General features: G+C 61.1%; 25 protein-coding genes. 5 read left to right on the top strand and 20 right to left on the bottom strand.

The features are described 5' to 3' along the window. Positions 1 to 111 precede the first annotated feature (111 nt). The 5 genes from V7773_RS17795 to V7773_RS17775 all read right to left on the bottom strand — a co-directional run bounded on the left by V7773_RS17795 (position 112) and on the right by V7773_RS17775 (position 3868). The gene (locus V7773_RS17795; RefSeq protein ID WP_336074300.1) at positions 112 to 921 is read right to left on the bottom strand and encodes an OmpA family protein; all 810 of its coding nucleotides are present in this window, start codon (positions 919 to 921) and stop codon (positions 112 to 114) included. Then, a complete protein-coding gene (locus V7773_RS17790) occupies positions 918 to 1277 on the bottom strand; it encodes a DUF4398 domain-containing protein (protein ID WP_003204190.1) in 360 nt (119 codons plus the stop codon). Before V7773_RS17790 ends, V7773_RS17795 begins: the two co-directional genes overlap by 4 nt. Before the next feature lie 9 nt (positions 1278 to 1286). After that, entirely contained in the window at positions 1287 to 2111 is an 825-nt protein-coding gene (locus V7773_RS17785; protein ID WP_336074299.1) for a substrate-binding periplasmic protein, read from the bottom strand. 75 nt (positions 2112 to 2186) lie between these two features. Further along, positions 2187 to 3116 carry an electron transfer flavoprotein subunit alpha/FixB family protein gene (locus tag V7773_RS17780; protein WP_336074298.1) on the bottom strand — a complete coding sequence of 310 codons (930 nt, stop codon included), beginning with the start codon at positions 3114 to 3116 and terminating at the stop codon, positions 2187 to 2189. 2 nt (positions 3117 to 3118) lie between these two features. Further along, the gene (locus V7773_RS17775; RefSeq protein ID WP_014339477.1) at positions 3119 to 3868 is read right to left on the bottom strand and encodes an electron transfer flavoprotein subunit beta/FixA family protein; all 750 of its coding nucleotides are present in this window, start codon (positions 3866 to 3868) and stop codon (positions 3119 to 3121) included. Positions 3869 to 4414: 546 nt separating this feature from the next. On the opposite strand from V7773_RS17775, the gene V7773_RS17770 reads away from it, so the two are divergent. Then, the gene (locus V7773_RS17770) at positions 4415 to 6079 is read left to right on the top strand and encodes an electron transfer flavoprotein-ubiquinone oxidoreductase (RefSeq protein ID WP_336074296.1); all 1665 of its coding nucleotides are present in this window, start codon (positions 4415 to 4417) and stop codon (positions 6077 to 6079) included. A 309-nt stretch (positions 6080 to 6388) separates the two neighbouring features. On the opposite strand, the gene V7773_RS17765 is transcribed toward V7773_RS17770, so the two are convergent. After that, positions 6389 to 7279 carry an AraC family transcriptional regulator gene (locus V7773_RS17765; RefSeq protein ID WP_336074295.1) on the bottom strand — a complete coding sequence of 297 codons (891 nt, stop codon included), beginning with the start codon at positions 7277 to 7279 and terminating at the stop codon, positions 6389 to 6391. A 178-nt stretch (positions 7280 to 7457) separates the two neighbouring features. On the opposite strand from V7773_RS17765, the gene V7773_RS17760 reads away from it, so the two are divergent. Further along, on the top strand, positions 7458 to 8510 hold the full coding sequence (locus V7773_RS17760; RefSeq protein WP_336074294.1) for an NAD(P)-dependent alcohol dehydrogenase: 1053 nt from the start codon (positions 7458 to 7460) through the stop codon (positions 8508 to 8510). Positions 8511 to 8516: 6 nt separating this feature from the next. Here the strand turns inward: V7773_RS17760 and V7773_RS17755 are convergent, their stop codons facing one another. The 5 genes from V7773_RS17755 to V7773_RS17735 form a co-directional block, all read right to left on the bottom strand. Further along, entirely contained in the window at positions 8517 to 9320 is an 804-nt protein-coding gene (locus tag V7773_RS17755; protein WP_063324935.1) for an IclR family transcriptional regulator, read from the bottom strand. Between the two features lie 58 nt (positions 9321 to 9378). After that, entirely contained in the window at positions 9379 to 10689 is a 1311-nt protein-coding gene (locus tag V7773_RS17750) for an MFS transporter (protein WP_336074293.1), read from the bottom strand. Between the two features lie 190 nt (positions 10690 to 10879). After that, positions 10880 to 12028: a galactonate dehydratase gene (gene dgoD, locus V7773_RS17745; RefSeq protein WP_003179439.1), complete on the bottom strand. Its 1149-nt coding sequence runs from the start codon at positions 12026 to 12028 to the stop codon at positions 10880 to 10882. A 49-nt stretch (positions 12029 to 12077) separates the two neighbouring features. Continuing rightward, a complete protein-coding gene (locus V7773_RS17740; RefSeq protein ID WP_003204208.1) occupies positions 12078 to 12698 on the bottom strand; it encodes a 2-dehydro-3-deoxy-6-phosphogalactonate aldolase in 621 nt (206 codons plus the stop codon). Positions 12699 to 12717: 19 nt separating this feature from the next. Next, positions 12718 to 13698, bottom strand: a complete 981-nt coding sequence (locus tag V7773_RS17735; protein ID WP_336074292.1) for a 2-dehydro-3-deoxygalactonokinase — start codon at positions 13696 to 13698, stop codon at positions 12718 to 12720. Between the two features lie 187 nt (positions 13699 to 13885). On the opposite strand from V7773_RS17735, the gene V7773_RS17730 reads away from it, so the two are divergent. Beyond that, positions 13886 to 14518: a glutathione S-transferase family protein gene (locus V7773_RS17730; protein WP_063324931.1), complete on the top strand. Its 633-nt coding sequence runs from the start codon at positions 13886 to 13888 to the stop codon at positions 14516 to 14518. 5 nt (positions 14519 to 14523) lie between these two features. Here V7773_RS17730 and V7773_RS17725 read toward each other — a convergent pair whose 3' ends face one another. Beyond that, on the bottom strand, positions 14524 to 15006 hold the full coding sequence (locus tag V7773_RS17725) for a GNAT family N-acetyltransferase (protein WP_014339485.1): 483 nt from the start codon (positions 15004 to 15006) through the stop codon (positions 14524 to 14526). 189 nt (positions 15007 to 15195) lie between these two features. On the opposite strand from V7773_RS17725, the gene V7773_RS17720 reads away from it, so the two are divergent. Both V7773_RS17720 and V7773_RS17715 read left to right on the top strand, forming a co-directional pair. Further along, positions 15196 to 15540: a hypothetical protein gene (locus V7773_RS17720; protein WP_018613594.1), complete on the top strand. Its 345-nt coding sequence runs from the start codon at positions 15196 to 15198 to the stop codon at positions 15538 to 15540. A 31-nt stretch (positions 15541 to 15571) separates the two neighbouring features. Continuing rightward, positions 15572 to 15952, top strand: coding sequence for a Rho termination factor N-terminal domain-containing protein (locus V7773_RS17715; protein WP_336074290.1), 381 nt, complete (start codon positions 15572 to 15574; stop codon positions 15950 to 15952). Between the two features lie 151 nt (positions 15953 to 16103). Here V7773_RS17715 and araH read toward each other — a convergent pair whose 3' ends face one another. The 8 genes from araH to V7773_RS17675 form a co-directional block, all read right to left on the bottom strand. Then, positions 16104 to 17072, bottom strand: a complete 969-nt coding sequence (araH, locus tag V7773_RS17710) for an L-arabinose ABC transporter permease AraH (RefSeq protein WP_063324929.1) — start codon at positions 17070 to 17072, stop codon at positions 16104 to 16106. 10 nt (positions 17073 to 17082) lie between these two features. Next, positions 17083 to 18627, bottom strand: coding sequence for an L-arabinose ABC transporter ATP-binding protein AraG (gene araG, locus V7773_RS17705; RefSeq protein ID WP_063324928.1), 1545 nt, complete (start codon positions 18625 to 18627; stop codon positions 17083 to 17085). Between the two features lie 75 nt (positions 18628 to 18702). Beyond that, a complete protein-coding gene (locus V7773_RS17700; protein ID WP_092147154.1) occupies positions 18703 to 19707 on the bottom strand; it encodes a substrate-binding domain-containing protein in 1005 nt (334 codons plus the stop codon). A gap of 175 nt (positions 19708 to 19882) precedes the next feature. After that, positions 19883 to 20701 (bottom strand): SDR family oxidoreductase, encoded by an 819-nt coding sequence (locus tag V7773_RS17695; protein WP_336074288.1) that lies wholly within the window; start codon positions 20699 to 20701, stop codon positions 19883 to 19885. 236 nt (positions 20702 to 20937) lie between these two features. Then, positions 20938 to 21813, bottom strand: coding sequence for an SMP-30/gluconolactonase/LRE family protein (locus V7773_RS17690; RefSeq protein ID WP_092147151.1), 876 nt, complete (start codon positions 21811 to 21813; stop codon positions 20938 to 20940). Next, a complete protein-coding gene (locus V7773_RS17685) occupies positions 21810 to 22556 on the bottom strand; it encodes a FadR/GntR family transcriptional regulator (RefSeq protein ID WP_063324924.1) in 747 nt (248 codons plus the stop codon). Before V7773_RS17685 ends, V7773_RS17690 begins: the two co-directional genes overlap by 4 nt. Before the next feature lie 160 nt (positions 22557 to 22716). Continuing rightward, positions 22717 to 23277, bottom strand: coding sequence for a DUF1285 domain-containing protein (locus V7773_RS17680; protein ID WP_014339492.1), 561 nt, complete (start codon positions 23275 to 23277; stop codon positions 22717 to 22719). A gap of 16 nt (positions 23278 to 23293) precedes the next feature. Further along, a complete protein-coding gene (locus V7773_RS17675) occupies positions 23294 to 23899 on the bottom strand; it encodes a DUF4823 domain-containing protein (protein ID WP_063324923.1) in 606 nt (201 codons plus the stop codon). Positions 23900 to 24104 lie beyond the last annotated feature (205 nt).

The raw sequence follows: 24104 nt of genomic DNA, 5'->3' as shown, positions 1-24104 counted from the left end.
CTCGACAGTACAGTGGAGTGACAGCTCTAACTGTACTCATCGCGCATCGATTGCAGGGCCAAAAAAACCCGGCGCCTTCTACAGGGGCCGGGTTTTCCAGTGACGCAACCCTTAGCGGGCGGCGCCGAGCTGGCCTTTTTCGTCAGAGAACACAATTTCAACGCGACGGTTCTGTGCCCGGCCGCGCTCGGAAGCATTGACGTCCACCGGGTATTCATCGCCGTAGCCTTCGACCTGGATGCGCTTTTCATCAACCCCAAGGTCCACCAGCACATCCGCGACCGCTTGCGCGCGATCGCGAGACAGCTTGAGGTTTTCCTGCTTGCCGCCCGTGCTGTCGGTGTACCCCTCGATACGCACCACGCGCTTGGGATTGAGCTGTAAGAACTGCACAATCTTGAGCACCACCCGGTTGGCCGAGTTTTTCAGTTCCGCTTCGCCGGTGTCGAACAGCACGTCGCCCAGGGTCATCACCAGGCCGCGATCGGTCTGGGTGGTCGCCATCGCCATGATCTGTTCTTCGAGCCATTTGCCCTGCTGCTGCACACTCAGCAACTTGGATTCGCGCAGGGCCAGTTGCAGGCGCTGGCGCTCCAGTTCGAGCTTCGCCGCGCGCTCTTCGTTGAGCACCTGATTGCTGTGCTCCCGGGCGATCGCACTGTAGCGCTGGCTCAGGTAGGCGTAATGCTGCACATCTTCGCCGCTGCCCCAGTAGCTGGACAAACGATCGGCACGGGCCAGGGATTCACCAGCGCGAATCACGTCCCGGGGCGCGGCACGCAACACGTTGGCGTCTTCCTTGACCTTCTGGAAATCGGTGCTGGCCTGCTCGAGCGCCGCTTCGCTGCGTTGGCCGGCGCAGCCATACAAGCTGGCCAGGCCGGCGAGGACCAGGCTGCCCAATACGTGGGAGTGCTTCATTGGGCATCCTCCCTCAGCTGTTTGCGCAAGCGCTTGATGCGGGTGTCGAGCACGTTCAGTTGCTCCTGGCTCTTGAGGGTCAGCACCTTCGCTTCGGCCAGGCGGGCGTCGAGTTCGGCCTGTTCGGCCCGCATGCGCGCCTTCTTGTAGGATTCGTCGGCCATGTTGGATTTGGCGCGAGCGAATTTTTCTTCAGCCAGTTTCAATTCGGGCACTTCGTCGGCAGTAGCGCCAACGGCCCGCGCTTGCTCCAGTGCCTGTTCGGTCAGGCGGATCTGTTCATTCGGCGCCGGATCGGCTGCGCAGCCCGCCAGAGCCAGAACGGCCAGGGCAGCGAAAAGAGGTCGAATAGTCACTAATGTTCCCTACTGTTTTGGGGCACTGACAGGTGGCTGCAACTGTGTTTTCCAACGCTCGAGATTGCGCTGCAACACAGCCTCCGTCAGACCGGACGCGGCCAATTCTGTCATCTTTTGCGCCAGCTGTCCGCGTAACCATGGGTCATTGCAGGCGGAGTTATGGGAAACCGCGAGGAACAGCCCGGGTTTGTCCACCGGTTGCGGTGCGGCTTGCAGATCGTTGGCCATCCCCAGTGTCTGCGCCATCGCCAGGCCCGAATAGCGCCCCGCCAGGACATATTCCACCTCGCCCAGCAGCAGTTTCTGAAAGGCCTGGGTCAGGTTGGGCGTGCGCACCAGGGACAATTTCTGCTCGGCAAAGACGCCAAATCCCTGGGTCATACGGGCCTTTTCCGACAAGGCCCCGGGATGACCGTGAAGGTCCGCGGGCTGGTTGATGACCAGCGTCGAGTCCTTGCGGGTCCAGACCAGGTAATCGTTTTCGAGCAAGGGCGGATGAACGTAATCCAGCACTTCAAGCCCGGTAACGGTCAGTGGCGCGTCGGTGAGCAGGTCCATGCGTCCGCTGCGCACTTCGTCCAACGCCTGGGCGCGCTTGCCGGCATACAGCAGTTCGATCTTGATCCCCAGTTCTTGCGCGACGTGCGCCAGCAGGTCGGCACTGGCGCCAATCAAGTGCTTGGGGTCTTGAGGGTCCTGCCAGAGATAGGGCGGCGCATCCGGGCTACCGGTAGCGATCAGTCGTTCACATTTGCCGGCGGCGACAGACAGGCCTGGCACGAGCGCCAACGTCCACAGCAACGGCCAGCCGGCCAAACGACGCAGATCCATGGCAATACGCTCCTCTGAGGCAGAAATAAAAAGCCCGGCCAAAGGGCCGGGCTCTTTATAAGTGAAGACGCCGGATTAGACCAGCTTCTCCAGCTCAGGGATGGCTTCGAACAGGTCCGCCACCAGGCCATAGTCGGCCACCTGGAAGATCGGCGCCTCTTCGTCCTTGTTGATCGCAACAATCACTTTGGAGTCTTTCATGCCCGCCAGGTGCTGGATCGCGCCGGAGATACCGACGGCGATGTACAGCTGTGGCGCAACGATCTTGCCGGTCTGGCCGACCTGCATGTCGTTGGGCACGAAGCCTGCGTCGACCGCCGCGCGGGAAGCGCCGACCGCCGCGCCCAGCTTGTCGGCCAGGGCGTACAGGTGCTTGAAGTTATCGCCGTTCTGCATGCCACGGCCGCCGGAAACGACGATCTTGGCAGCGGTCAGTTCAGGACGGTCGGACTTGGCCAGTTCTTCGTTGACGAAGCTGGAGATGCCGGCGTCGTGGGCAGCGCCTAGCGCTTCAACGGCAGCCGAGCCACCTTCGGCGGCAACCGGGTCGAAACCGGTGGCGCGGACGGTGATGACCTTGACCGCAGCGGTCGATTGCACGGTGGCAATGGCGTTGCCCGCGTAGATCGGACGCTTGAAGGTGTCGGCGCTTTCGACCGAGATGATCTCGGAGATCTGGTCGACGTCCAGTGCAGCAGCCACGCGCGGCAGGATGTTTTTGCCGTTGGACGTGGCGGCCGCCAGAATGTGGCTGTAGCCCTTGCCCAGCTCGGCTACCAGCGGCGCAACGTTTTCCGGCAATTGGTGCGCGTAGGCAGCGTTGTCAGCCGACAGCACTTTGGCTACGCCCGCGATTTTCGCAGCAGCTTCAGCCACGGCGCCAGCACCCTGGCCAGCTACCAGCACGTGAATGTCGCCACCGATTTTAGCGGCAGCAGCAACAGTGTTCAGCGTGGCCGGAGCCAGCGCCTTGTTATCGTGTTCGGCGATTACGAGGATAGTCATGATCAGATCACCTTCGCTTCGTTTTTCAGTTTCTCGACCAATTCAGCCACCGACTTGACCTTGATGCCCGCGCTGCGTGCAGCCGGCGCTTCGACCTTGAGGGTCTTGTTGGTGGAGGCGGTGGAAACGCCCAAAGCGTCAGGCGTCAGCACTTCAAGCGGCTTCTTCTTGGCTTTCATGATGTTTGGCAGGGACGCATAACGCGGCTCGTTCAAACGCAGGTCGGTGGTGACGATCGCTGGCAGTTTCAGGGAAACGGTCTGTGCGCCGCCGTCGATCTCGCGGGTCACGGCAACGCTGTCACCAGACACTTCGACTTTGGAGGCGAAGGTGCCCTGACCGTAGCCGCTCAAAGCAGCGAGCATCTGGCCGGTCTGGTTGTTGTCGCTGTCGATGGCTTGTTTGCCGAGGATCACCAGCGATGGTTGTTCCTTGTCGACAACGGCCTTGAGCAGCTTGGCCACAGCCAGCGAGGTCAGGTCTTCGGCGGATTCGACGAGGATGGCGCGATCGGCACCCAGTGCCAGCGCGGTGCGCAGTTGTTCCTGGGCGGTGGTCGGGCCGATGGAGACGACGACGATCTCAGTCGCCACGCCTTTTTCCTTCAGGCGTACGGCTTCTTCTACGGCGATTTCGCAGAAAGGGTTCATCGACATCTTGACGTTGGCGAGGTCGACGCCGGAGTTGTCCGCCTTGACGCGAACCTTGACGTTATAGTCGACCACTCGTTTGACAGCTACAAGAACCTTCATGGATTCCTCGTTACTCTCCGGTGAAAAAAAGTCGCCTAGGCGAACCTGGCGGTTGATGCTCATGGGCGCAAGGGCACCTCTAAAAACGCCGGCATGAACCACACATGACCCAGCTCACGGGAGTGAAGACCATTCGTCAGTGATGACCGATGAGTCATTCATTATCGCGGCGTGTAAACTGCGCGTCGGAACCACGCAATGCGTCACTTTGTGCTGCCTTCGCCCTGTCTTTAGAGGTGCTCTTGAAACCAACAGTCAGCCTACGGCGAGCGCAAAACCGCCCGTATCTTGACCGGAACGCCTATTCCGGTCAATACGGCAAAATGGTCAGTCATAAGCCGTACGTCAGTGATTTATCTGGGCTGCGGCAATTTCAAACAAACGTTTGTATTGGACCCTGAGAGTGGTGTAGATATAATGCGCCGCTTAAGAGAGACACGCGTTTCATCCATTGTCGCTTTCGTCGCTTTTTGCGAAGGAAACAACGGATGCAACGCCAAACCTCCAATTAGAAAAAACTGTGAGCCTTGAGTAGGAGATAGCCCTGTGGAACGCGAATACATGGAATTCGACGTGGTCATCGTCGGTGCCGGCCCCGCTGGCCTGTCTGCCGCTTGCCGACTGAAACAGAAGGCCGCCGAAGCCGGTAAGGAAATCAGCGTCTGCGTGGTCGAAAAAGGCTCGGAAGTCGGTGCGCACATTCTCTCCGGCGCGGTGTTCGAACCCCGTGCCCTGAACGAACTGTTTCCAGACTGGAAAGAACTCGGCGCACCGCTGAATACGCCCGTCAAACGCGATGACATTTATGTCCTGAAAAACGCCGAGACCGCGAGCAAAATCCCTGACTTCTTCGTGCCCAAGACCATGCACAACGAAGGCAACTATATTATTTCCCTGGGCAACCTGTGCCGCTGGCTGGCCCAACAGGCCGAAAACCTGGGCGTGGAGATCTACCCAGGGTTCGCCGCCCAGGAAGCGCTGTTCGACGAGAACGGCGTGGTGCGCGGGATCATCACCGGCGACCTGGGTGTCGACCGCGAAGGCAATCCGAAGGAAGGCCTCTACACCCCGGGCATGGAACTGCGTGGCAAATACACGCTGTTCGCCGAAGGCTGCCGTGGTCACATCGGCAAGCAGTTGATCAAGCGCTTCAACCTGGACAGCGAGGCCGACGCCCAGCACTACGGCATCGGCCTGAAGGAAATCTGGGAAATCGACCCGGCCAAGCATCAACCCGGCCTGGTGGTGCACACCGCCGGCTGGCCGCTGGACATCATGGGCACCGAGAACACCGGCGGCTCCTTCCTTTATCACCTGGAAAACAACCAGGTGGTGGTCGGCCTGATCGTCGACCTGTCCTACAGCAATGCCTACCTGTCCCCGTTCGACGAGTTCCAGCGCCTCAAGCATCACCCGGTACTCAAGCAGTACCTGGAAGGCGGCAAGCGCGTCAGCTACGGCGCCCGCGCCATCTGCAAGGGCGGCCTGAATTCGCTGCCGAAAATGGTCTTCAAGGGCGGCGCGTTGATCGGTTGCGACCTCGGCACTTTGAACTTCGCCAAGATCAAGGGCAGCCACACCGCCATGAAGTCCGGCATGCTCGCCGCCGAGGCGGTGGCCGATCGCTTGTTCGCCGAGTCCGAAGGCGGTGATGAACTGACCGCCTACGTCGACGCTTTCAAGGCCAGTTGGCTGTATGAAGAGCTGTTCGCCAGCCGCAACTTCGGCGCGGCGATCCACAAGTACGGCGCCATCATCGGTGGTGGCTTCAACTGGCTCGACCAGAACATCTTCGGCGGCAAGCTGCCGTTCACCCTGCACGACAACAAGCCGGACTACGCCTGCCTCAAGCTGGCGGCCGATTGCAAAAAGATCGACTACCCGAAACCGGACGGCAAGCTCAGCTTCGACAAACTCAGCTCGGTGTTCATCTCCGGTACCAACCATGAAGAAGAACAGCCCTGCCACCTGAAGCTGACCGACCCGAGCATCCCGATCAGCAAGAACCTGCCGTTGTACGACGAACCGGCCCAGCGCTACTGCCCGGCCGGCGTGTACGAAGTGGTGACCAAGGAAGACGGCGAGAAACGCTTCCAGATCAACGCCCAGAACTGCGTGCACTGCAAGACCTGTGACATCAAGGACCCTTCGCAGAACATCACTTGGGTGTCGCCGGAAGGCGCTGGCGGACCGACTTACCCGAACATGTAAGCCGACACTCTGTACATCGAGGCTCCCGCAATGGGGTAATGCTGTTCACTTAAGAAAAATGATGGACCTGTGGCGAGGGAGCTTGCTCCCGCTCGGCTGCGAAGCAGTCGTAAATCGGCGGGTGCGGTGTGTCTGATGCTCCGTATTTGGCAGGTTTTGGGGTCGCTTCGCGGCCCAGCGGGAGCAAGCTCCCTCGCCACGGGTTTGTCGACTGCCTTAAGTGAACAGCATTACCCGCAATGGGGGCCTTTTTGTTGCCTGCCATCTAAGCAGCACCACAGCTCGCTCCCACAGGGCGAAATCAGCGGATCAGGCGGCGCGCTCTTCCCCAGGGTTGCGCTCGAAGTAACGCTTGTACTCCCGACTGAACTGCGACGAACTCTGATACCCCACCTGATGCGCGACCTGGGCCACGCCCAAGCCTTCGCTGAGCAGCAGTCGCTGAGCCTTGAGCAGGCGCAAACGCTTGAGGTACTGCACTGGCGACAGCAAGGTGCTGCGCTTGAAATGCTCATGGAAGGTCGAAGCGCTCATGTTCGCGCAACTGGCCAATGTCTCGACGTTCAGCGGCTCGGTGAAGTGCGCATGCAAATGGCTCAGGGCCGCGGCAATCCGGGCGAATTGGCCTTGCTGCTCCACCAGCGCCCGCAGCACATCGGCCTGGGGCCCGCGCAACGCGACGAACAGCAACTCCCGCAGCCGCGCCTGCCCCATGACCTGGCATTCCAGTGGGTCATGCAAGCACTGCAACAGGCGTTCGACGCATCCGCGCATGGCGCCATCGAGCACGGCGCTGGTCATGGACTCCGGCGTCTGGGCCGCGAGGCTTCGCCCCGGCATCAATCCCATGGCCAGCACCAGCTCGCCCAACAGCGCCCGATCGATCGCAACCGAAATCCCGAGCAACGGAGCATCGGGCATGGCGTAGGTTTCACATTCGAACGGCACCGGCAACGCCTGGATCAAGTAATGCCCGGCGCCGTACTCCAGCGTACGCGGTCCCAGGTACGCCAGCTTGCTGCCTTGGGCGATGATCACCAGGCTCGGCTCGTAGAGCTGCGGGCCACGGGCGATGTCCTGGCTGCACCGCAGCACTTGCACGCCAGGCAGGTGCGTAGGAATAAAGCCGTCACGGGTCGCCAAGGGTTCGATCAGCGAAACCAGCGCCGCGTTGGCATCGAGATGACGGGTCAGCAACATGGGGAAACTTCACGAAAAAATGGATGGGAACATCATCGCAGGTCTGGCGTCACATAGGAGCAATCCTAGGCCAAGGCCGGAGGATTAGGCATGACACCCGTAGGAATGGTCATCGCCGCATACCGTCAAGGCTCCCAGAATAGATCACCTCACTGCTCACTACTTAGCGAGGTCCATCATGTACACCGCCATCGGATACGCCGCCCAATCGCCCACCACTCCCCTCGCCCCCATGAAGTTCGAACGCCGCAGCCCGCGAGCTGACGATGTGGCGATCGAAATCCTCTATTGCGGCGTCTGCCACTCCGACATCCACCAGGCACGCAACGAATGGGGCATCGCCGTTTATCCACTGATGCCTGGCCACGAGATCATCGGCAAAGTCACCGCCGTCGGTGCAAATGTCACCCGTCATAAGGTCGGCGACTTGGTGGGTGTTGGCTGCATGGTCGATTCCTGCCGCGAGTGCGAAGCTTGTCACGCGGACCTGGAGCAATACTGCTATCAGGGCATGACCCAAACCTATGCCAGCCCGGACCGGGTCAGCGGCGGGCATACCATGGGGGGCTACTCCAACAGCATCGTGGTCCAAGAGCACTTCGTGTTGCGCATCCCGGCCGCGCTCGACCCGGCCAGCGCCGCACCGATTCTCTGTGCCGGCATCACCACCTACTCGCCCCTCAAGCACTACGGCGTGAAGGCCGGCGACAAGGTCGGCGTGCTGGGCATGGGTGGCCTCGGCCATATGGGTATCAAGTTCGCCAAAGCCATGGGCGCGGAAGTCACGTTGTTCACCCGCTCGGCCAGCAAGGCTGAAGAGGCCCGTCGCCAGGGCGCCGATCATGTGATCGTGTCCACCGATCCCGAGCAGATGGCCGCCGCGGCCGGACGCTTCCATTTCCTGCTGGACACCATTCCAGTGCAGCACGATCTCAATCCCTACCTCAGCACCCTGCACTTCGACGGCGTGCATATCCTGGTGGGTCTGGTCGAGCCGATCGATCCACCGGTCCATGCGGCCAACTTGATCATGGGTCGTCGCGTCCTGGCCGGTTCGTTGATTGGCGGGATCGCAGAAACCCAGGAAGTGCTGGATTTCTGCGCCGAGCACAACATCAGCTGCGACATTGAAATGCTCGACATCCGCCAGATCAACGAGGCCTACAGCCGCATGATCGCCGGGGACGTGAAGTACCGTTTCGTCATCGACATGGCGACGCTCAAGGCCTGACCTTCGTCAAACCTTGGCACCCAGTTCCGCCGACAGCCGGGCTGTGACCCCTTTGACCAGGGGAATCAGCTCGGCCATCTTTTCCAGCGGCATGTACGGCACGGTGCTGGCGATGCTGATACCGGCAACGATGCGCTTGCCGGCGTCCCGGATCGGCGCCGCCACACAGCGAATCGACGGTTCGTTGTCTTCCAGGTCGAAGGCATAACCCCCCGCCACGTACTCCAGCATCCGTTGCTGGAACTGTTCCCAGGATTGCTCCTGATGCTGGGGCCAGAACTGATTCTTCCCACCGGCTGGCAGGCTGATTTCATACAGCCGCTTCCATTGTTCCTGCGAATCATCGAGCATCAGCGCCTTGCCGATCCCGGTGCGCGCCAGCGGCATGCGATGGCCTACGCGCGAACGCATTTCCGGGCCGTTGCGCCCTGGATTCTTCAGCAGGTACAAGACTTCGTCGCCCTCACGAATCGCCAGGTGAACGGTGTCCCCGGTCAGTGCCGACAGTTCGTCCAGATACGGCCCCGCCAGGCTCACCAGTGGCAATTCTTCCCGGGCCTGAAAGCCCAGCTCGATCAATTTCGGCCCCAGCAGATAGCCCACCTGCGGCACCACGCGCAGGTAACGTTCGTCCACCAGGCAACTGGCCAGGCGATGGGTGGTGCTGCGGGTGGTGCCAATCAGCCGGGCGATTTCCTTCAAGTCACGGGCGCCGCTGGCGACCGCCTGGACCACCCCCAGGCCACGCAACAATGTCTGCGTGCCCGTAGGTGCGGCATCCTTGGTGATTTTTGGATCGTCTTGCTGCATAGCCGGCCTTCAACAGTGAGCGGGAACGGGCGGCATTATGGTCGCCCGCCCCGTCGGACTACAACTCGATGCGCTCGACCTTCCCGACCAGCAGGATGTAGGACAGCGCGCCAGCCAGTGCCAGGACAGAGATATAGGTGATGGCCGGGGCAAACGAATCACCGCTGGCAAGGAAGCCAATGACGATCGGCGTGGCGATCGCCGCCAGGTTGCCGATGAAGTTGAACACCCCACCCGTCAACCCGAGCAGTCGTGCCGGGGCCAGTGTGGAGACCAGCGACCAGGTGATCGACGCCAGGCCATTGCCGAAGAACGCCAGGGCCAGGAAGGCGATCACCAGCGGCGTCGATTCAACAAAGTTGGCGCCGATGATCGAGGTGGAGATCAACAGACCGCCAATGATCGGCAGCTTGCGGGCAAACCCCACCGTGGCGCCGCGGCGAATCAGCCAGTCGGAGAAGAACCCGGAGCACAGCACGCCGACAAACGCCGCGAGGAACGGCAACGACGCCAGCAGACCGGACTTGATGAAATCCATGCCGCGATATTTCACCAGGTAGGTCGGGAACCACGTCAGGAAAAACCACAGCGTGGAGTTGAGGCAGAACTGGCCCAGGTAAATGCCCCACAACTTGCGTTGCGTCAGGACAATGCCCAGGTCGGACCAACTGAATTTGGCCTTGACCTTGGCGGTATCGGCCTGGATATCCACCAGCCCGCCGCCTTCGCGGATCAGTTCGATTTCGGCGGCGTTGGCGCCTTTGAAATCCCGTGGCTCGCGATACACCGCGTACCAGATCGCCGCCCAGAGAATGCCCACCGCGCCCGTGGCGACAAACACCATGTGCCAACCGAAGGCGTGTTGCAGCCACGCCAATACCGGGGTCAGGAAGGCCAGCCCGACAAACTGCCCGGAGGTATAGAAACCGATGGCCGTGGCCCGCTCGCGTTCGGGAAACCAGGTAGTAACCACGCGGCTGTTGATCGGATAAGCCGGCGCTTCCAGGGCACCCACCGCCATGCGCAGCACGAACAGCGCGATAAAACTGGCGGCAAAACCCAGCATGACCGTGGCCACCGACCACAACAGCAACGCCACGCTATACAGAATGCGCGGCGGCACCCGGTCCACCAGCCAGCCACCGGGAATCTGCATGGCGGCGTAGGTCCAGCCGAACGCCGAAAAAATCAGCCCGATATGGATCGGATCGATGCCCAGGTCGCTGGTCAACGCGGGGGCGGCGATCGACAGGTTGCTGCGGTCCAGGTAATTGATCACCACGGTGATGAACAGCAGGACCATGATGAAAAAACGCTTGCGGCTGGGCGTCACCAACGACGCCTGCGCGCTCAGGGTGTGCGCTTGCATGTGAGGTGCCTCTTTTTATGTTTATTGAGGGCGAAACTAACGAGCAGTCGAGTCGACCCGTGGCGAGGGAGCTTGCTCCCGCTGGGCTGCGCAGCAGCCCCCTGTATGTATGAACTGACATCTCTGCGACTGCTGCGCAGTCGAGCGGGAGCAAGCTCCCTCGCCACAGGGGTTGTGGTTGTCTAGAGAATCACCACTCGGCAAAACTGCCATCGGCATGACGCCAGATCGGGTTGCGCCAGCGGTGGCCGATGGCCGCGCGTTCGATGACGTATTCCTCGTTGATCTCGATGCCCAGGCCCGGGCCATTCGGGATTTTCACGAAGCCCTTGTCGTAGTCGAACACCTGCGGATCCTTGATGTAGTCCAGCAGGTCGTTGCTCTCGTTGTAGTGGATACCCAGGCTCTGTTCCTGGATGAACGCGTTGTAGCAGACCGCGTCCAGTTGCAGGCACGCCGCCAGGGCGATCGGGCCCAGCGGGCAGTGCAGCGCCAGCGCCACGTCGTAGGCCTCGGCCATGTTGGCGATCTTGCGGGTTTCGGTGATGCCGCCGGCATGGGAGGCATCCGGCTGGATGATGTCCACGTAACCTTCGCTGAGCACCCGCTTGAAGTCCCAACGGGAAAACAACCGCTCGCCCAGGGCAATCGGGGTGCTGGTCAGCGGCGCCAACTCCTTGAGGGCTTCGTAGTTTTCGCTGAGCACCGGCTCTTCGATGAACATCAACTTGTAGGGGTCGAGTTCCTTCATCAGCACCTTGGCCATCGGTTTGTGCACCCGGCCGTGGAAGTCCACGCCAATGCCGACGTTCGGCCCCACCGCATCCCGCACCGCCGCCACGTTGGCCAGGGCAAGGTCGACTTTTTCGAAGGTGTCGAGAAACTGCAGCTCTTCGGTGCCGTTCATCTTCACCGCCGTGAAGCCCCGCGCCACCGCCTCTTTCGCCGCACGAGCGGTGTCCGCCGGCCGGTCGCCGCCGATCCACGAATACACACGGATCTTGTCCCGCACCTGGCCGCCCAGCAGGTCGCTGACCGACACACCCAGGGCCTTGCCCTTGATGTCCCACAGCGCCTGGTCGATGCCGGCCAGGGCGCTCATGTGAATGGCCCCACCACGGTAGAAGCCGCCGCGATAGAGCACGGTCCAAATGTCTTCGATGTTGCGTGGGTCTTTGCCGATCAGGTAGTCGGACAATTCCTCGACAGCCGCCGCCACCGTGTGGGCACGGCCCTCGACCACAGGCTCGCCCCAACCGGTCACGCCCTCGTCGGTCTCGACCTTGAGGAAGCACCAGCGCGGCGGAACGATAAACGTGGTCAGCTTGGTGATTTTCATCTTGTTGTCTCTCTTGTCAGATGCAGCGCACGGGGCGCTGGAAAAGTCTTCAGTTCAAGGCGTTCCATGCCGCCACGTAGGCCTTGGCGCGCACCGCCACTTCATCCGCTGTCAGGCCCGGCTTGAATAGCCCGGAACCGAGGCCGAAACCCTTGACGCCGGCTTCGACGAACACCGCCATGTTGTCCGGCGTAATCCCGCCCACCGGCACCAGCACGGTCCCGGCCGGCAGCACCGCGAGCCAGGCCTTGACCACCGCCGGGCCCATCTGCTCGGCGGGGAACATCTTCAGTACATGGGCGCCTTCGGCCAGCGCGGCAAACGCTTCGGTAGGCGTGGCGACACCCGGCGACAGGTACAGACCCGCCGCTTTCGCCGCCCGCAGCACCTTCGGATCGCTGTGAGGCATGACGATCACTTGGCCGCCAGCGGCTTTCACCTGCTCCACCTGCTCCGGCGTGAGCACGGTGCCGGCGCCGATCAGGCAATCGGCGGGCAAGGTGCTACGCAGGATGCGGATGCTTTCGTACGGCTCGGGGGAATTGAGCGGCACTTCGATGACGCGAAATCCGGCGCTGTACAGGACTTCGCCGATGGCCGCCGCCTCTTCGGGACGCAGACCACGCAGGATCGCAATCAGCCCGTTGTGCGCCAGTGCTTGAGTGAGCATGTCAGACCTCCAGTCAGGTTCAGGGGGCGGTGGAATCGAGCAATCCGGCCGCTACGGCCAGTTGCCACAAACCGCGTTCGGTGGCCTGTTCGGCCAGGACCACCCGGGCGAAGCCGCAGGCGTCGAGGGCCCGTTGATAACGGACACAGAGTTGGGAGTTGCCGATCAGCACCACCGTCGGCAGATGGAGGCTGTCGCGCCGCCGACGCTGCACCTCGGCCAGCGCCGTCAGCTCATGGCCGATCAGCAGGCCCGAAAGGTAATCGGCCTGGGCGCTGGCCTCCAGTTCGCCGGTCAAGCCCAGGCTGCGAGCGCTGAACACCGTGGACAACGGACCGATCTGGCCGTCCGCCGACAACGCCACCTGAACGCCACGATCAAAGGCCACGCCATCGAAGGTCGTACTCCGTTGCTGGGTGCGGCCGAGAATGCTGTGGTCACTGAGCACGGCAAAGATCTCGCCGGTCATGAAAGTGTCGAAATGCACGATGCAGCCATCGGTCACTTCCACCCATTTCGAATGGCTGCCGGGCAAGCCGATCAACACCGCTTCGTCCGGCAGGCTGTGCAAGGCGCCGAGCACCTGGGTTTCTTCACCGCGCATGACATTGGGCAAGCGTGAACGCTGAATCACGCCGGGCACGATGTGCACATCGACACCGCGAAGGCTGCGAACGGTTTGTAGGGAATGTCCGAGATTGGCGACGTTGGCGGGTGTGTCGCAGTAAGGCGCTTCACGCCAGCCCTGAGCGCTGCCGACCATGCCACAGGCAATCACGGGCAAGCCTGGCTGGGCATCGAGCCAGTCGCCGCAGGCCTCGTCGAAGGCCAGTTCGAAACCATCGATGCACGCCCGGCCGGCCACGGTTCGCGGCTGGGAAGGCAACTGCATGATCCCCGATGACAGCGAGCGCTGCTCGAGCACCTCGCCACCGGCTGCGAGTTTGTAAGCCCGTAATGAGGTGGTCCCCCAATCGAGCGCGATCAATTGCGCCTGCATCCGCTTCACCTGTTCTGTTTTTTGGCAGTGAGTGGAACGGACTATAAACCTGGGCGCGACAAAATCTCAATATATAAATATCACTCCCATATATTGGGATTCTATGAGCCAACCCTAAAGCCCATCGCCATCCGTCCCAGACCCTGCTACGTTTCTGAGCGGACGCCAAACAACTAGGGAAAAAGTGATGGGACAACAGCTGAAAATCCTCGGTCGCACTTCCTCGATCAATGTCAGAAAAGTGTTGTGGACCTGCCAGGAATTGGAAATCGCCTACGAGCGCGAAGACTGGGGCATCGGTTTTTCCTCGACCCACGACCCGGCGTTCCTGGCCTTGAATCCCAATGCCCAAGTGCCGGTGATCATTGATGAGAACGGTGTGCTCTGGGAGTCGAACACCATTTGCCGCTATCTGGTGGGCAAACATGGGCGCAACGACCTGCTGCCTGTCGAACCTGCCGCACGGGCGCGTGTCGAGCAGTGGATGGACTGGCAAGCCACAGAGCTCAACCCGTCATGGGGCTACGCATTCCATGCCCTGGTACGCAAGAATCCAGACTTCCAGGACCCACTGCGTATCGCCGCCGGCGTCAAAGGCTGGAACGAGAAGATGGGTTTGCTGGAGCAGCAGTTGAACCGCACCGGCGCCTACGTGGCCGGTACGGCGTTTTCCCTTGCGGATGTGCTCATCGGCTTGTCGGTGCACCGCTGGCGCCAAGCGCCCATGGAGCGTCCCGACTATCCAGCGGTCGCCGCCTATTGCAAGCGGTTGGAACAGCGCCCCGGATTTGCCGAGTACGCATCCGCCGCGCACTCATGAAGTGCTCAGTTGCCGTTAGCGAAATCCCGTAGCACCTTGCCGTCCATTCGGTAGCGCACCCATTCTTCCTGGGGCTGCGCGCCGAGGGATTTGTAGAACTCGATGGCCGGGGTGTTCCAGTCCAGCACACTCCATTCGAAGCGACCGCAATCGTTGTCGCAGGCAATTTTCGCCAGGTGCCGCAACAAGGTCTTGCCCGCCCCGCCGCCGCGCTGCTCAGGCGTGATGTACAAATCTTCGAGGTACAGGCAATTGCTACCCAGCCAGGTGGAATAACTGAAGAAAAACACCGCAAAACCGATTGGCACGCCGTCACGCAAGCAGATCAGTCCATGGGCGGTCGCGCCCTCGCTGAACAGGCTACGTTCGATGTCCGCCACACTGGCGATGACTTCGTGACGGGCCTTTTCGTAATCGGCCAGCTCGGTGATGAAGGCAAGGATTTGAGGCGCATCGCTGGGTTGCGCAGGACGGATCTCGATGGACATGAACGGGCCTTGTAGCCAATTGAAAGCGCCATACTAAGCCGCAGCGTGTCGCTCGTCACATATCGATCCAACTATTTGATTGCGGCGCACGCCTCCTTCAGAACCGCCATTCGTCGCGTCCGAGGCACCAACCCAAATCCAGCGAGGCCCAAGATCAGGTAAGCATTCTGAAAAATGGAGGCGACACCCATGATCACTTCAAGGCTGACCGCATTCACCTTCGCCGCGTTGCTGTCCTCGGTGGCCTTCGCGGCTTCGACCTCCGGCACCGGGCCGACCGATCCCGTGCAAGCGCCCAACTCTCCCGCCACGCAAGGCCTGCCCAAATTGAACACCGACGGTACCGGCGGCGGCCTGAACAATGGCCAGCCACCCGCCACCGGCACCGATCCGCGTGTGCAGGGTAATGACACGGGTCGTCAGGGCGGCATGAATACGCCGGACTCGACAGCGCCTGATAACGCCGAGACCGGGGTGGGCTCGAAAACCACGACCGGTGGCTCGGGCTCCGAAGGGGGCGCCGCCAGCCAATAGCCTCTGCTCAGACATTTGAGGAGGAACATCCATGCCTCGTGGAAGCAAAGACAAATACACCGCCGAACAAAAGCGCAAGGCCGAGCACATCGAAGAGAGTTACGAGAAGAAAGGCCTGTCCAAGGACACGGCCGAGGCACGCGCTTGGGCAACGGTCAACAAACAGTCCGGCGGCGGCGAACGCTCCGGCGGTTCGGGGAAGGCGAAACCGGCCGCGGAAAAGAAAACCGACCGCAAGGAATCAGCCCGCCGCGCCGCCAAGACCCGCGAAGGTCATCCACGCACCAGCAAGGCCTCTCATGAGGCCCAGACGGTGGACAGCCTGATGAAGGAGGCCCGGGCGAAAAACATTCCCGGGCGCTCGAAGATGCGTAAGCAGCAATTGGTTGAGGCGTTGCGCAAGGCGGGGTGATTGTCGGCGTCTGGGTGCACGCCTTCGCGAGCAAGCCCCCCCACAGTGGGTCTGCGCTGTGCTGGAGTTCTGCGCCCCGGCACAACATCCTGTGGGAGCGAGCTTGCTCGCGATAGCGGTAGATCAGTCGCCAGAGCTCGCTATGGGTTGTTCAGCGCTGTTTCAGGCGGTCGATCACCACCGCCAGCAGCAGGATCGAGCCGCGGATGACGTATTGGTAGAAGGTGTCGATGTTCTTCAGGTTCATCGCGTTTTCGATGATCGCCAAAATCAGCACGCCTGCAATGACGTGGCGAATCATGCCGATACCACCGCTCAACGACACCCCACCCAGCACGCAAGCCGAGATCACGGTCAGTTCGAAGCCCTGGCCGATCATCGGCTGGCCCGAGGTCATGCGCGAGGCCAGGATCACCCCGGCCAGGGCACCGATCACGCCATGCACGGCGAAGATGATGATCTTGGTGCGATCAACGTTCACGCCGGCCAAGAGCGCCGCTTCCTGGTTGCCGCCAATGGCCATGGTGTTGCGCCCGTAGGTGGTGTAGTTCAGCAGCCAGCCGAAAAACAGGAAGCACACGATGGTGATCAGGATCGGCACCGGCACGCCGAACATCTGCCCGTTGCCGAACACGAAGAACGATTCCTGGGACACGCCCACTGCTTTGCCGTTGGCGAAGATGTAAGCCAGGCCGCGGACGATCTGCATGGTCGCCAATGTGGTAATCAACGCATTGACCCGCAGCTTGGCAATGACGATGCCGTTGATCAAGCCGACGATCAACCCCATCACCAGCGCCGCGCTGATGCCAAGGAACACGCTGTTGGTGTCGCGCATCACCACCGCCGCGACCACGCCGGCACAGGCAATTACCGAACCGACCGACAAGTCGAAGTGCCCGGACGCCAGGCAATACAACATGGTGCAGGCCGCGATGCCGGTGGTGGAAATCGCCAGGCCCAGCCCGCGCATGTTCAGCGGCGACAGGAAGTTGTCGATCATCAGGGTGCAGAGCACGAAGATGCCGATGGCCGCCAGCAGCATGACCCAGTCATCCAGGAAGCGACGCAGGTCCAGGGGTTTGCGTGCCGTTGGCAGTGCATTGTTTTGAATGGTCATGATTTACCTCTCAGTTCGCCGCGTCGGCAACGCGTTGGCGCGGCAGCGCCAGTTGCAACAGGTTGGATTCGTTGGCCTGGTCACGCGACAGCTCGCCGCGCATGGCCCCTTCGCAAAGCACCAGGATTCGGTCGGAAATGCCCATCACTTCCATCAGGTCGCTGGACACCACAATCACCGCGATGCCATCGGCCGCCAAGTTGTGGATAATCTGGTAGATCTCCGCCTTGGCCCCGATGTCGATGCCGCGAGTAGGCTCGTCCAGCAGCAGGACTTTCATCGGCATCGACAGCCAGCGACCAAGAATCGCTTTCTGCTGGTTGCCGCCGGACAGGTACATGATTTTCTGTCCCGCCGTGGGGGTCTTCACTTTCAGCGACTTGATCTGTTTGTCGGCATTGCCCCGCTCCCAGTCGCCACGCAACAGGCAGCCGAGCGTGGAATGAGACGGGCGCGCACTGATGTTGATGTTCTCGCCCACACTGCCCAACGGGATGATGCCTTCTTTCTTGCGATCCTCCGGGCAGAGCAGCACGCCCGCGGCGATGGCATCCCGAGGTGAACGCAGTTTCAGTTCCTTGTCGTGCAAGACGAGACTTCCTTCGCGCTGGCGCTCCAAGCCACTGAGCAAGCGCAGCAGCTCGGTACGACCGGCGCCGACCAGCCCGAACAAACCGAGGATCTCACCCTTGTGCACCTGGAAACTCACCGGTTCATGCAGGCCCGGCCCCAACAAGCCCTTCACTTGCAGCGCCACATCGCCGCGCTCCCGAGGACGGTAGTCATAGATGTCCTGGATATCGCGACCGACCATGCACGTGACGAGTTGATCATGGGTCAACTCGCTCATGTTCTCGAAGGTCCGCACGTAACGACCGTCCTTGAACACCGTCACCGCATTGCAGATGCGGAACACCTCTTCCATGCGATGGCTGACGTAGAGCACCACTTTGCCCTCGTCTCGCAGCCGGCCGATGATCGCCATCAAACGGTCGATTTCCCGGGCCGACAGGCTACTGGTGGGCTCGTCGAAAGCAATGACGTGAGCACCGCGAGACAAGGCCTTGGCAATTTCCACTAATTGGCGCTGGCCGAGGGACAGGCGACCGACTTTTTCCTGGGGGTCGATTTCGTCGGCCAGGCCTTTGAGCAGCGTCAGCGCCTGTTGGCGCAGCACGCCACGATTGACCAGGCCGAAACGCGCCGGCAAATGGCCGAGAAACAAATTTTCAGCGACGGTCATTTCCGGCACCAGGTGCAGTTCCTGGTGAATCACCGCCACGCCGCTGGCGATGCTGTCGGCGGTGCCTTTGAAGGCCATCGTCTGCTCGCCGATCTGCAAGTCGCCGCTGCTCGGGATGTAGGCACCACCGAGGATCTTCAGCAACGTGGACTTGCCAGCGCCGTTTTCGCCCATCAAGGCATGGACCTGCCCCGGATGGGCGACGAAACTGATATTGGCCAGCGCCTGCACGCCGGGAAAGGACTTGCCGATCCCGTTGAATCGCAAGCTGCCGCCGATGTTGTGTTGCCGTGTCGCTGTTTGCGCTTGCATAACCACCTCGAACTTACAGAGATCAAGCGACCCCGCCACTCAAGTGACCAGGGCCGCTTTTGAATCAACCGGCCATCAGTTCCACAGGCCGATTTTTTCCAGCTCTTGCTTGAAGTTCTCCCGGGTGATCAGCGTCACCTCGTCCATGGCGGTGTACTTCGGCGGCTCCTTGCCGGTGGTGATCCACTCGTACATCATTTCGGCGGTCTTGTAGCCTTCGATGTGAGGGCTTGGCAGCATCGAGCCGAAGAAGCCGCTGTCAGGCTTCTTCAATTCACCGATGGCGTCGGTGCCGTTGATGCCGATGCCGATCACATTGGCCGCCTTGAACCCCGCGGCTTCGGTGGCGCGCACGCCGCCCAGCACAGTGTTGTCATTCATGCCACCGATGATCAGGTTCTTGGCGGCGCTTGGCAGCTTCACCAGGGCCGAGTTGGTGGAGTCCATGCTCCCGGGTACGTCGAGGGTCTTCAGCGCCGAATAAAGGATGTGGTCTGCCGGCATCCCGGCCTTTTTCAGGGCATCGACCGAACCGTCGGTGCGCTTCTTGCCGGTATCCAGTTCGTTATAGGTGTTGATGACGGCATAGGTGTCTTTCCAATCCCAGCCACGTTTTTTCGCCTCAGCCGCCATGGCGCTGCCCTGCTTCTGGCCGACTTCGAACGCCGCCATGCCCAGGTACGGTACGTCTTCCATGAACTTGCCATCGGAACCGACGAAGCGGTCGTCGACGGCGATCACTTTCATGTCATTGAGCTTGGCCTTGGCCACGATGGCCGGGCCGAGGGAGACGTCCGGCGGGCAGATCACGAAGCCCTTGGCACCGTTGGCGGCCAGGCTGTCGATAGCCGAGAGGGTTTTCTCGCCGTCGGGCACGGCGATCTTGATCAACTGGAAGCCTTTATCCTTGGCCGCCTTCTCGGCAAACGCCCATTCGGTCTGGAACCAAGGCTCCTCGGCCTGCTTGACCAGGAAACCAATTTTTACCGCATCGGCCGCCAGCAAGTGGCTGCTGAGGCTGACCGCGGTAACCGCCAGGGCGGCGCGACACAGGGAACGGATCCCACGACGATGTTTCATAGTTGACTCCTTGTTTTTTTTATTGAAAGCCAAACGACCAGGGTTCTGCTCCACCGTCGGTGGAAATGCGCAGGCTGGGCGGTCACATCAAGTTGCTACACAGCATAGGCCCAAATAGTCATATCGTATGATGATTGGATTACAGGCGAAGTTTCCCACTGCAATCCAGGAATATTCAGTCGTGGTACATGACTGAACGTCCCCCATCGATGGTGATGCATGAGGCATTGATAAACGGTGCTTCATCGCTGGCCAGGAACACGGCCGTCATTGCCACTTCGATCGGTTGCCCGATGCGCCGTGGCGGGTGCAGATCCAGCGCACGCTGGCGTTCGGCATAAGGATCGGCAAAGCCGTTCCAGTAGTCGACGTTCAGTTGGGTCTCGATATAACCCGGAGCGATGGCATTGACGCGTACGCCTTTGGGTGCGTATTCGATGCCCAGGGCGCGGGTCAGGCCGAGCAGGCCATGCTTGGCCACCGGGTAAGGGAAACAACCGGGAATGATGTGGGACGAATGGGTCGAAGCAATGTTGATGATGCTACCCACGCCCTGCTCGATCATCTGCGGCAATACCGCCTTGCAACCGTACCAGGCGCCATCCAGGTCGATGGCGAAGCAGCGACGCCAGTCTTCTTCGGTCATTTCCAGCGGGTCACGGAACACATTGACACCGGCGCAATTCACCAGCACATCGATGCGACCATGCCGCTCGACGGCATGCCGGGCCATGGCGTACAGGTCCTGCTGGTTCGACACATCGGCTTTCAGCGCGTGCACGTCCGCCCCGCGTTCACGCCAATGAGCGGCAACCGTCTCGACCTTCTCGGCCTGAATATCGCTGATCACCAGCCGTGCCTGTTGCGAAGCGAACGCGGCGACGATCGCCTCGCCAATGCCCTGGGCCGCGCCGGTCAGCAGCACCACTTTATTTTTCAGGCGCTCGCCCTTCGGGGGCTCGGGCACTGGCGGCAATGAAAGCGGCTCAGCCATGGATCAAGACTCCCGGACGCAGGCACGACAAAAACCGGGCATCCAGGGACGACCGGTCAAAAGACGTTGTAAGCAGCCGTGAATCGCGTACGCCGCCGAGGCGTACGGGGGAGGATCGTTGCATCACTTCACCTGTTTTGTTTTTTTAGTGTGAGTGCGTATTGCCGATGGAGCCGACTATAAACCCGACCGCCGAATAATCTCAATATATATATTTACATCCCATATTTTGGGATTCATCCCGCAAACCGAGTACAGGCCACGCCCGGTATGTCGACCCGCATGGACAGCACCGCACCGTCCAGCGGATGACCCAACGGGCTCGCCGCACTGGTGATGTACAACGTCTTGAGGTCTTCGCCTCCAAACACACAGCTGGTCGGCCGGCTGACGGGCAGTTCGATCACCCGGTCGACCTGGCCTTGCGGATTCAATCGCAGCAGGCAACTGCCGTCCCAGCGCGCGTTCCAGATATAACCCCGGGCATCCATCGCCGAACCGTCCGGCCCGCCGCGCGGGTGTGGACCGAACCAGACCTCGGCGGGAGCCAGGCTGCCATCGGGATGGATAAAGTGCCGATACAAAGTGCCGTCGAGGCTCTCGCCGAAATACACCGTGGTGCCATCTGGACTCCACAACAAGGTGTTCGGGATACCCAGCCCGCGTAACAACGGCATGACCCGGCCATCGCCACTGACACGAAAGAGGCCGCCGGAGCGCCGCTCGATGGGTAGGTCCTCTGCGTTTTCACCGATGTTGTTCTGCATGGTGCCGAGCCAGAGCTGGCCCAAGGCATCGCAACGGGCTTCGTTGGCACGATTGCCCAGTTGCGGGTCGGCCATGCACAGCAGGGTCAGGCGCGGTTCCAGGCCCGGCGAATCGAGGTCCAGCCGGTAGACACCACTGCTCAGCGTCACCAGTGCATCGCCACTCTGCGTCGGGATAAAGGCGGACACATGCTCGGGCATCTGCCAGATCTGCACATTGGCGCCGATCAACCGCAGCGCCTGCTTGCCGGCGATATCGACCCAGTACAACGCCTGGGTCGGCTCATCCCAGAACGGCCCCTCGCCCAAGATCGCCCGATGCTCCGTAACAGCCGTCCACTTCATTGAAACCTCCCGTTCCCTATCTGCCCGGCAGCGTCTGTCCGACCGGCCATGACATTAGGGTAAAAGCGCTTGATGGCCAGGTCTGCGTTATCGATCAAGGTCATGCAGGCCCACACACCCCGCGCCGCGTCACGGGCAGCGATGGCGTCGGCGATGTCCTTGTGGATGGGTAAGGTGCGGCGCAGTTCATCCGGGTCGGCAGCCGACACCTCGAACGATACCGCCAGCAGCGCGCCCAGGGCCGGGACCATCTGTTCGATGAATTGATTATGGCTGGCGGCGAGGATGCATTCGTGGAAAAACTGGTCGGCGCGGTTGTAATCCGCGCCGCTGTCCACGGCCCGCTCCAGCGCATGGTAGGCCAGGCGGATCGCCTGCACCTGGTCGGCCGTGGCCCGTTCACAGGCCCAACGCACCGCCATCGGCTCGATGGTACGGCGCAGGTCCAGCAAGTCATCGACGAAATTTTCCGGCAAGCCGCTGCGTGACAGCCAGCCAACCACTTGGGGGTCGAACAGGTTCCAGCGTCGCACCGGCAACACCCGCGTGCCGACTTTCGGCCCGACCTCCAGCATGCCTTTGGCCACCAGGGTCTTGATCGCCTCGCGAATCACCGTGCGACTGACGCCCAGTTGTTCGCCCAAGTCCGCCTCGACCTTGATGGTTTGCCCAGGCTTGACCTGGCCGGCGGCTATCCAGCCCCCCAGCCAATCGACGGTCGATGCATGAAAACTGCTGGACATGAAAACCCCGCGAGCCACTCTTATAGGAGGCTCACGCTAATCATCATATGATTGGGTGTCAATTTGAATTTACGTAACCCACCTGTGGGAGCGAGCTTGCTCGCGATAGCGGTCGTCCAGCCAACACAGCTGTTGGATCAACCATCGCTCCCAAAAGGGCTCAGGGTTCCAGGCCTATGGGGAAGAACTCGCCACCGCTCCACACGCCCAACCAGCGCTGCCCATCGATCTCGCGACTGACCGCCAGCTCCACCAGTTGGTAGAACACATTGCGGTGGATCAGTGCTTCGAGATTACTGCGCACATGCACGTAGGGCGCGGGTTCCTGGGTCTGGGGATCGATCACCACCCGCAGTGGATGCTCGCCGCCGGCCTCAGTGGTTTCCTCGACATTGGTGGTGAAGCGCAACAACTGCCCTTCCCCCTGCCCTTCGACCTCGAGGGTCACGGCCACGAACGGCGCGTCATCGACCTTGATGCCGACTTTTTCCACAGGAGTGATCAGGAAGTAATCATCGCCGTCGCGGCGGATGATGGTGGAGAACAGCTTGACCATCGGCTTTCGCCCGATGGGCGTACCCAGGTAATACCAGGTGCCGTCCCGGGCGATGCGCATGTCGATGTCGCCGCAGAAATCCGGGTTCCACAAGTGGACCGGCGGCAGGCCTTTGGTCTTGGGGATCTGCCCCAGCAAGTCATTGGCTTTTTGCGGTCCGCTCATGGTGACTCCTGATTATTTATTCGTCGCTCATCCCCAGCAGGCTGCGGGCATATTCACGCAAAGGCGTGGCGATGAGGTCTTGTGGCTGCTTGTCGTGCAACGTCAGTAAACCGCCACGACTCTTGATCCGTGCAGTATCAATCAAATACTGGGTGCTGGTCTCGATCAACATGATTTGAATCACGCTGGTATCGACACCCAAGCGATCCAAGGCTTCTTCATCCTGCCATTCATCCGTGTTGCCGATGCGGTTGTCAGCCTTGGCGAAGCGGGTGTACAGCAAATAATGGGCACCAGCGGAACGGGCCTCGCCCATGGCCTGGTCGAGGCCTTCGGGAACGCGGGCGCGACGGACCATGGGGAAATATTCGATGAAGCCATTGAAGGCTTCCTCGGCCACGACGTTGGGACGCGGATAAGCACTGCCTGGCGGAGCGAAGGCGCCCTGGGCGATGTAGATGAACGAGTCGGGCTGAATACGCAGGTTGTTCACACGACGGCTGTCGCTATGGTCCAGCAGGCCGGCGTCGCTCATGTGGTAACGAACGCCCTCTCCCATGTCACTGACATTCATGCAGCCACCAAGCGCCAAAATGGCCAGCAGCAAAACCAGGCTACGCATCCTACCCTCCAAAAACCGGTGTCGGAAAACCGGCGAATGGTCGTGGGATGCAGCTTTTGCGCCAGACCTTGGGATTGATTGGATTTTCCGCCTGGAATGCAGTCGTGGCGAGGGAGCTTGCTCCCGCTGGGGCGCGCAGCGGCCCTAAAACCCGGCGACGCGGTGGATCAGGCTGATTGAGTGAGCTTGAGAGGGGGCTGCTGCG

This window comes from Pseudomonas sp. 3JA (assembly GCF_036961705.1).
GTDB lineage: Bacteria > Pseudomonadota > Gammaproteobacteria > Pseudomonadales > Pseudomonadaceae > Aquipseudomonas > Aquipseudomonas fluorescens_Q.
This window is presented reverse-complemented; position numbering and strand designations above follow the sequence as displayed.

What these genes read in the sequence shown, in the direction of transcription:
- V7773_RS17795 (WP_336074300.1), bottom strand. Translation starts at nt 921, where the DNA reads ATGAAGCACTCCCACGTATTGGGCAGCCTGGTCCTCGCCGGCCTGGCC.
- V7773_RS17785 (WP_336074299.1), bottom strand. Translation starts at nt 2,111, where the DNA reads ATGGATCTGCGTCGTTTGGCCGGCTGGCCGTTGCTGTGGACGTTGGCG.
- V7773_RS17780 (WP_336074298.1), bottom strand. Translation starts at nt 3,116, where the DNA reads ATGACTATCCTCGTAATCGCCGAACACGATAACAAGGCGCTGGCTCCG.
- V7773_RS17775 (WP_014339477.1), bottom strand. Translation starts at nt 3,868, where the DNA reads ATGAAGGTTCTTGTAGCTGTCAAACGAGTGGTCGACTATAACGTCAAG.
- V7773_RS17765 (WP_336074295.1), bottom strand. Translation starts at nt 7,279, where the DNA reads ATGTTGCTGACCCGTCATCTCGATGCCAACGCGGCGCTGGTTTCGCTG.
- V7773_RS17760 (WP_336074294.1), top strand. Translation starts at nt 7,458, where the DNA reads ATGTACACCGCCATCGGATACGCCGCCCAATCGCCCACCACTCCCCTC.
- V7773_RS17755 (WP_063324935.1), bottom strand. Translation starts at nt 9,320, where the DNA reads ATGCAGCAAGACGATCCAAAAATCACCAAGGATGCCGCACCTACGGGC.
- V7773_RS17750 (WP_336074293.1), bottom strand. Translation starts at nt 10,689, where the DNA reads ATGCAAGCGCACACCCTGAGCGCGCAGGCGTCGTTGGTGACGCCCAGC.
- dgoD (WP_003179439.1), bottom strand. Translation starts at nt 12,028, where the DNA reads ATGAAAATCACCAAGCTGACCACGTTTATCGTTCCGCCGCGCTGGTGC.
- V7773_RS17740 (WP_003204208.1), bottom strand. Translation starts at nt 12,698, where the DNA reads ATGCTCACTCAAGCACTGGCGCACAACGGGCTGATTGCGATCCTGCGT.
- V7773_RS17735 (WP_336074292.1), bottom strand. Translation starts at nt 13,698, where the DNA reads ATGCAGGCGCAATTGATCGCGCTCGATTGGGGGACCACCTCATTACGG.
- V7773_RS17730 (WP_063324931.1), top strand. Translation starts at nt 13,886, where the DNA reads ATGGGACAACAGCTGAAAATCCTCGGTCGCACTTCCTCGATCAATGTC.
- V7773_RS17725 (WP_014339485.1), bottom strand. Translation starts at nt 15,006, where the DNA reads ATGTCCATCGAGATCCGTCCTGCGCAACCCAGCGATGCGCCTCAAATC.
- V7773_RS17720 (WP_018613594.1), top strand. Translation starts at nt 15,196, where the DNA reads ATGATCACTTCAAGGCTGACCGCATTCACCTTCGCCGCGTTGCTGTCC.
- V7773_RS17715 (WP_336074290.1), top strand. Translation starts at nt 15,572, where the DNA reads ATGCCTCGTGGAAGCAAAGACAAATACACCGCCGAACAAAAGCGCAAG.
- araH (WP_063324929.1), bottom strand. Translation starts at nt 17,072, where the DNA reads ATGACCATTCAAAACAATGCACTGCCAACGGCACGCAAACCCCTGGAC.
- araG (WP_063324928.1), bottom strand. Translation starts at nt 18,627, where the DNA reads ATGCAAGCGCAAACAGCGACACGGCAACACAACATCGGCGGCAGCTTG.
- V7773_RS17700 (WP_092147154.1), bottom strand. Translation starts at nt 19,707, where the DNA reads ATGAAACATCGTCGTGGGATCCGTTCCCTGTGTCGCGCCGCCCTGGCG.
- V7773_RS17695 (WP_336074288.1), bottom strand. Translation starts at nt 20,701, where the DNA reads ATGGCTGAGCCGCTTTCATTGCCGCCAGTGCCCGAGCCCCCGAAGGGC.
- V7773_RS17690 (WP_092147151.1), bottom strand. Translation starts at nt 21,813, where the DNA reads ATGAAGTGGACGGCTGTTACGGAGCATCGGGCGATCTTGGGCGAGGGG.
- V7773_RS17685 (WP_063324924.1), bottom strand. Translation starts at nt 22,556, where the DNA reads ATGTCCAGCAGTTTTCATGCATCGACCGTCGATTGGCTGGGGGGCTGG.
- V7773_RS17680 (WP_014339492.1), bottom strand. Translation starts at nt 23,277, where the DNA reads ATGAGCGGACCGCAAAAAGCCAATGACTTGCTGGGGCAGATCCCCAAG.
- V7773_RS17675 (WP_063324923.1), bottom strand. Translation starts at nt 23,899, where the DNA reads ATGCGTAGCCTGGTTTTGCTGCTGGCCATTTTGGCGCTTGGTGGCTGC.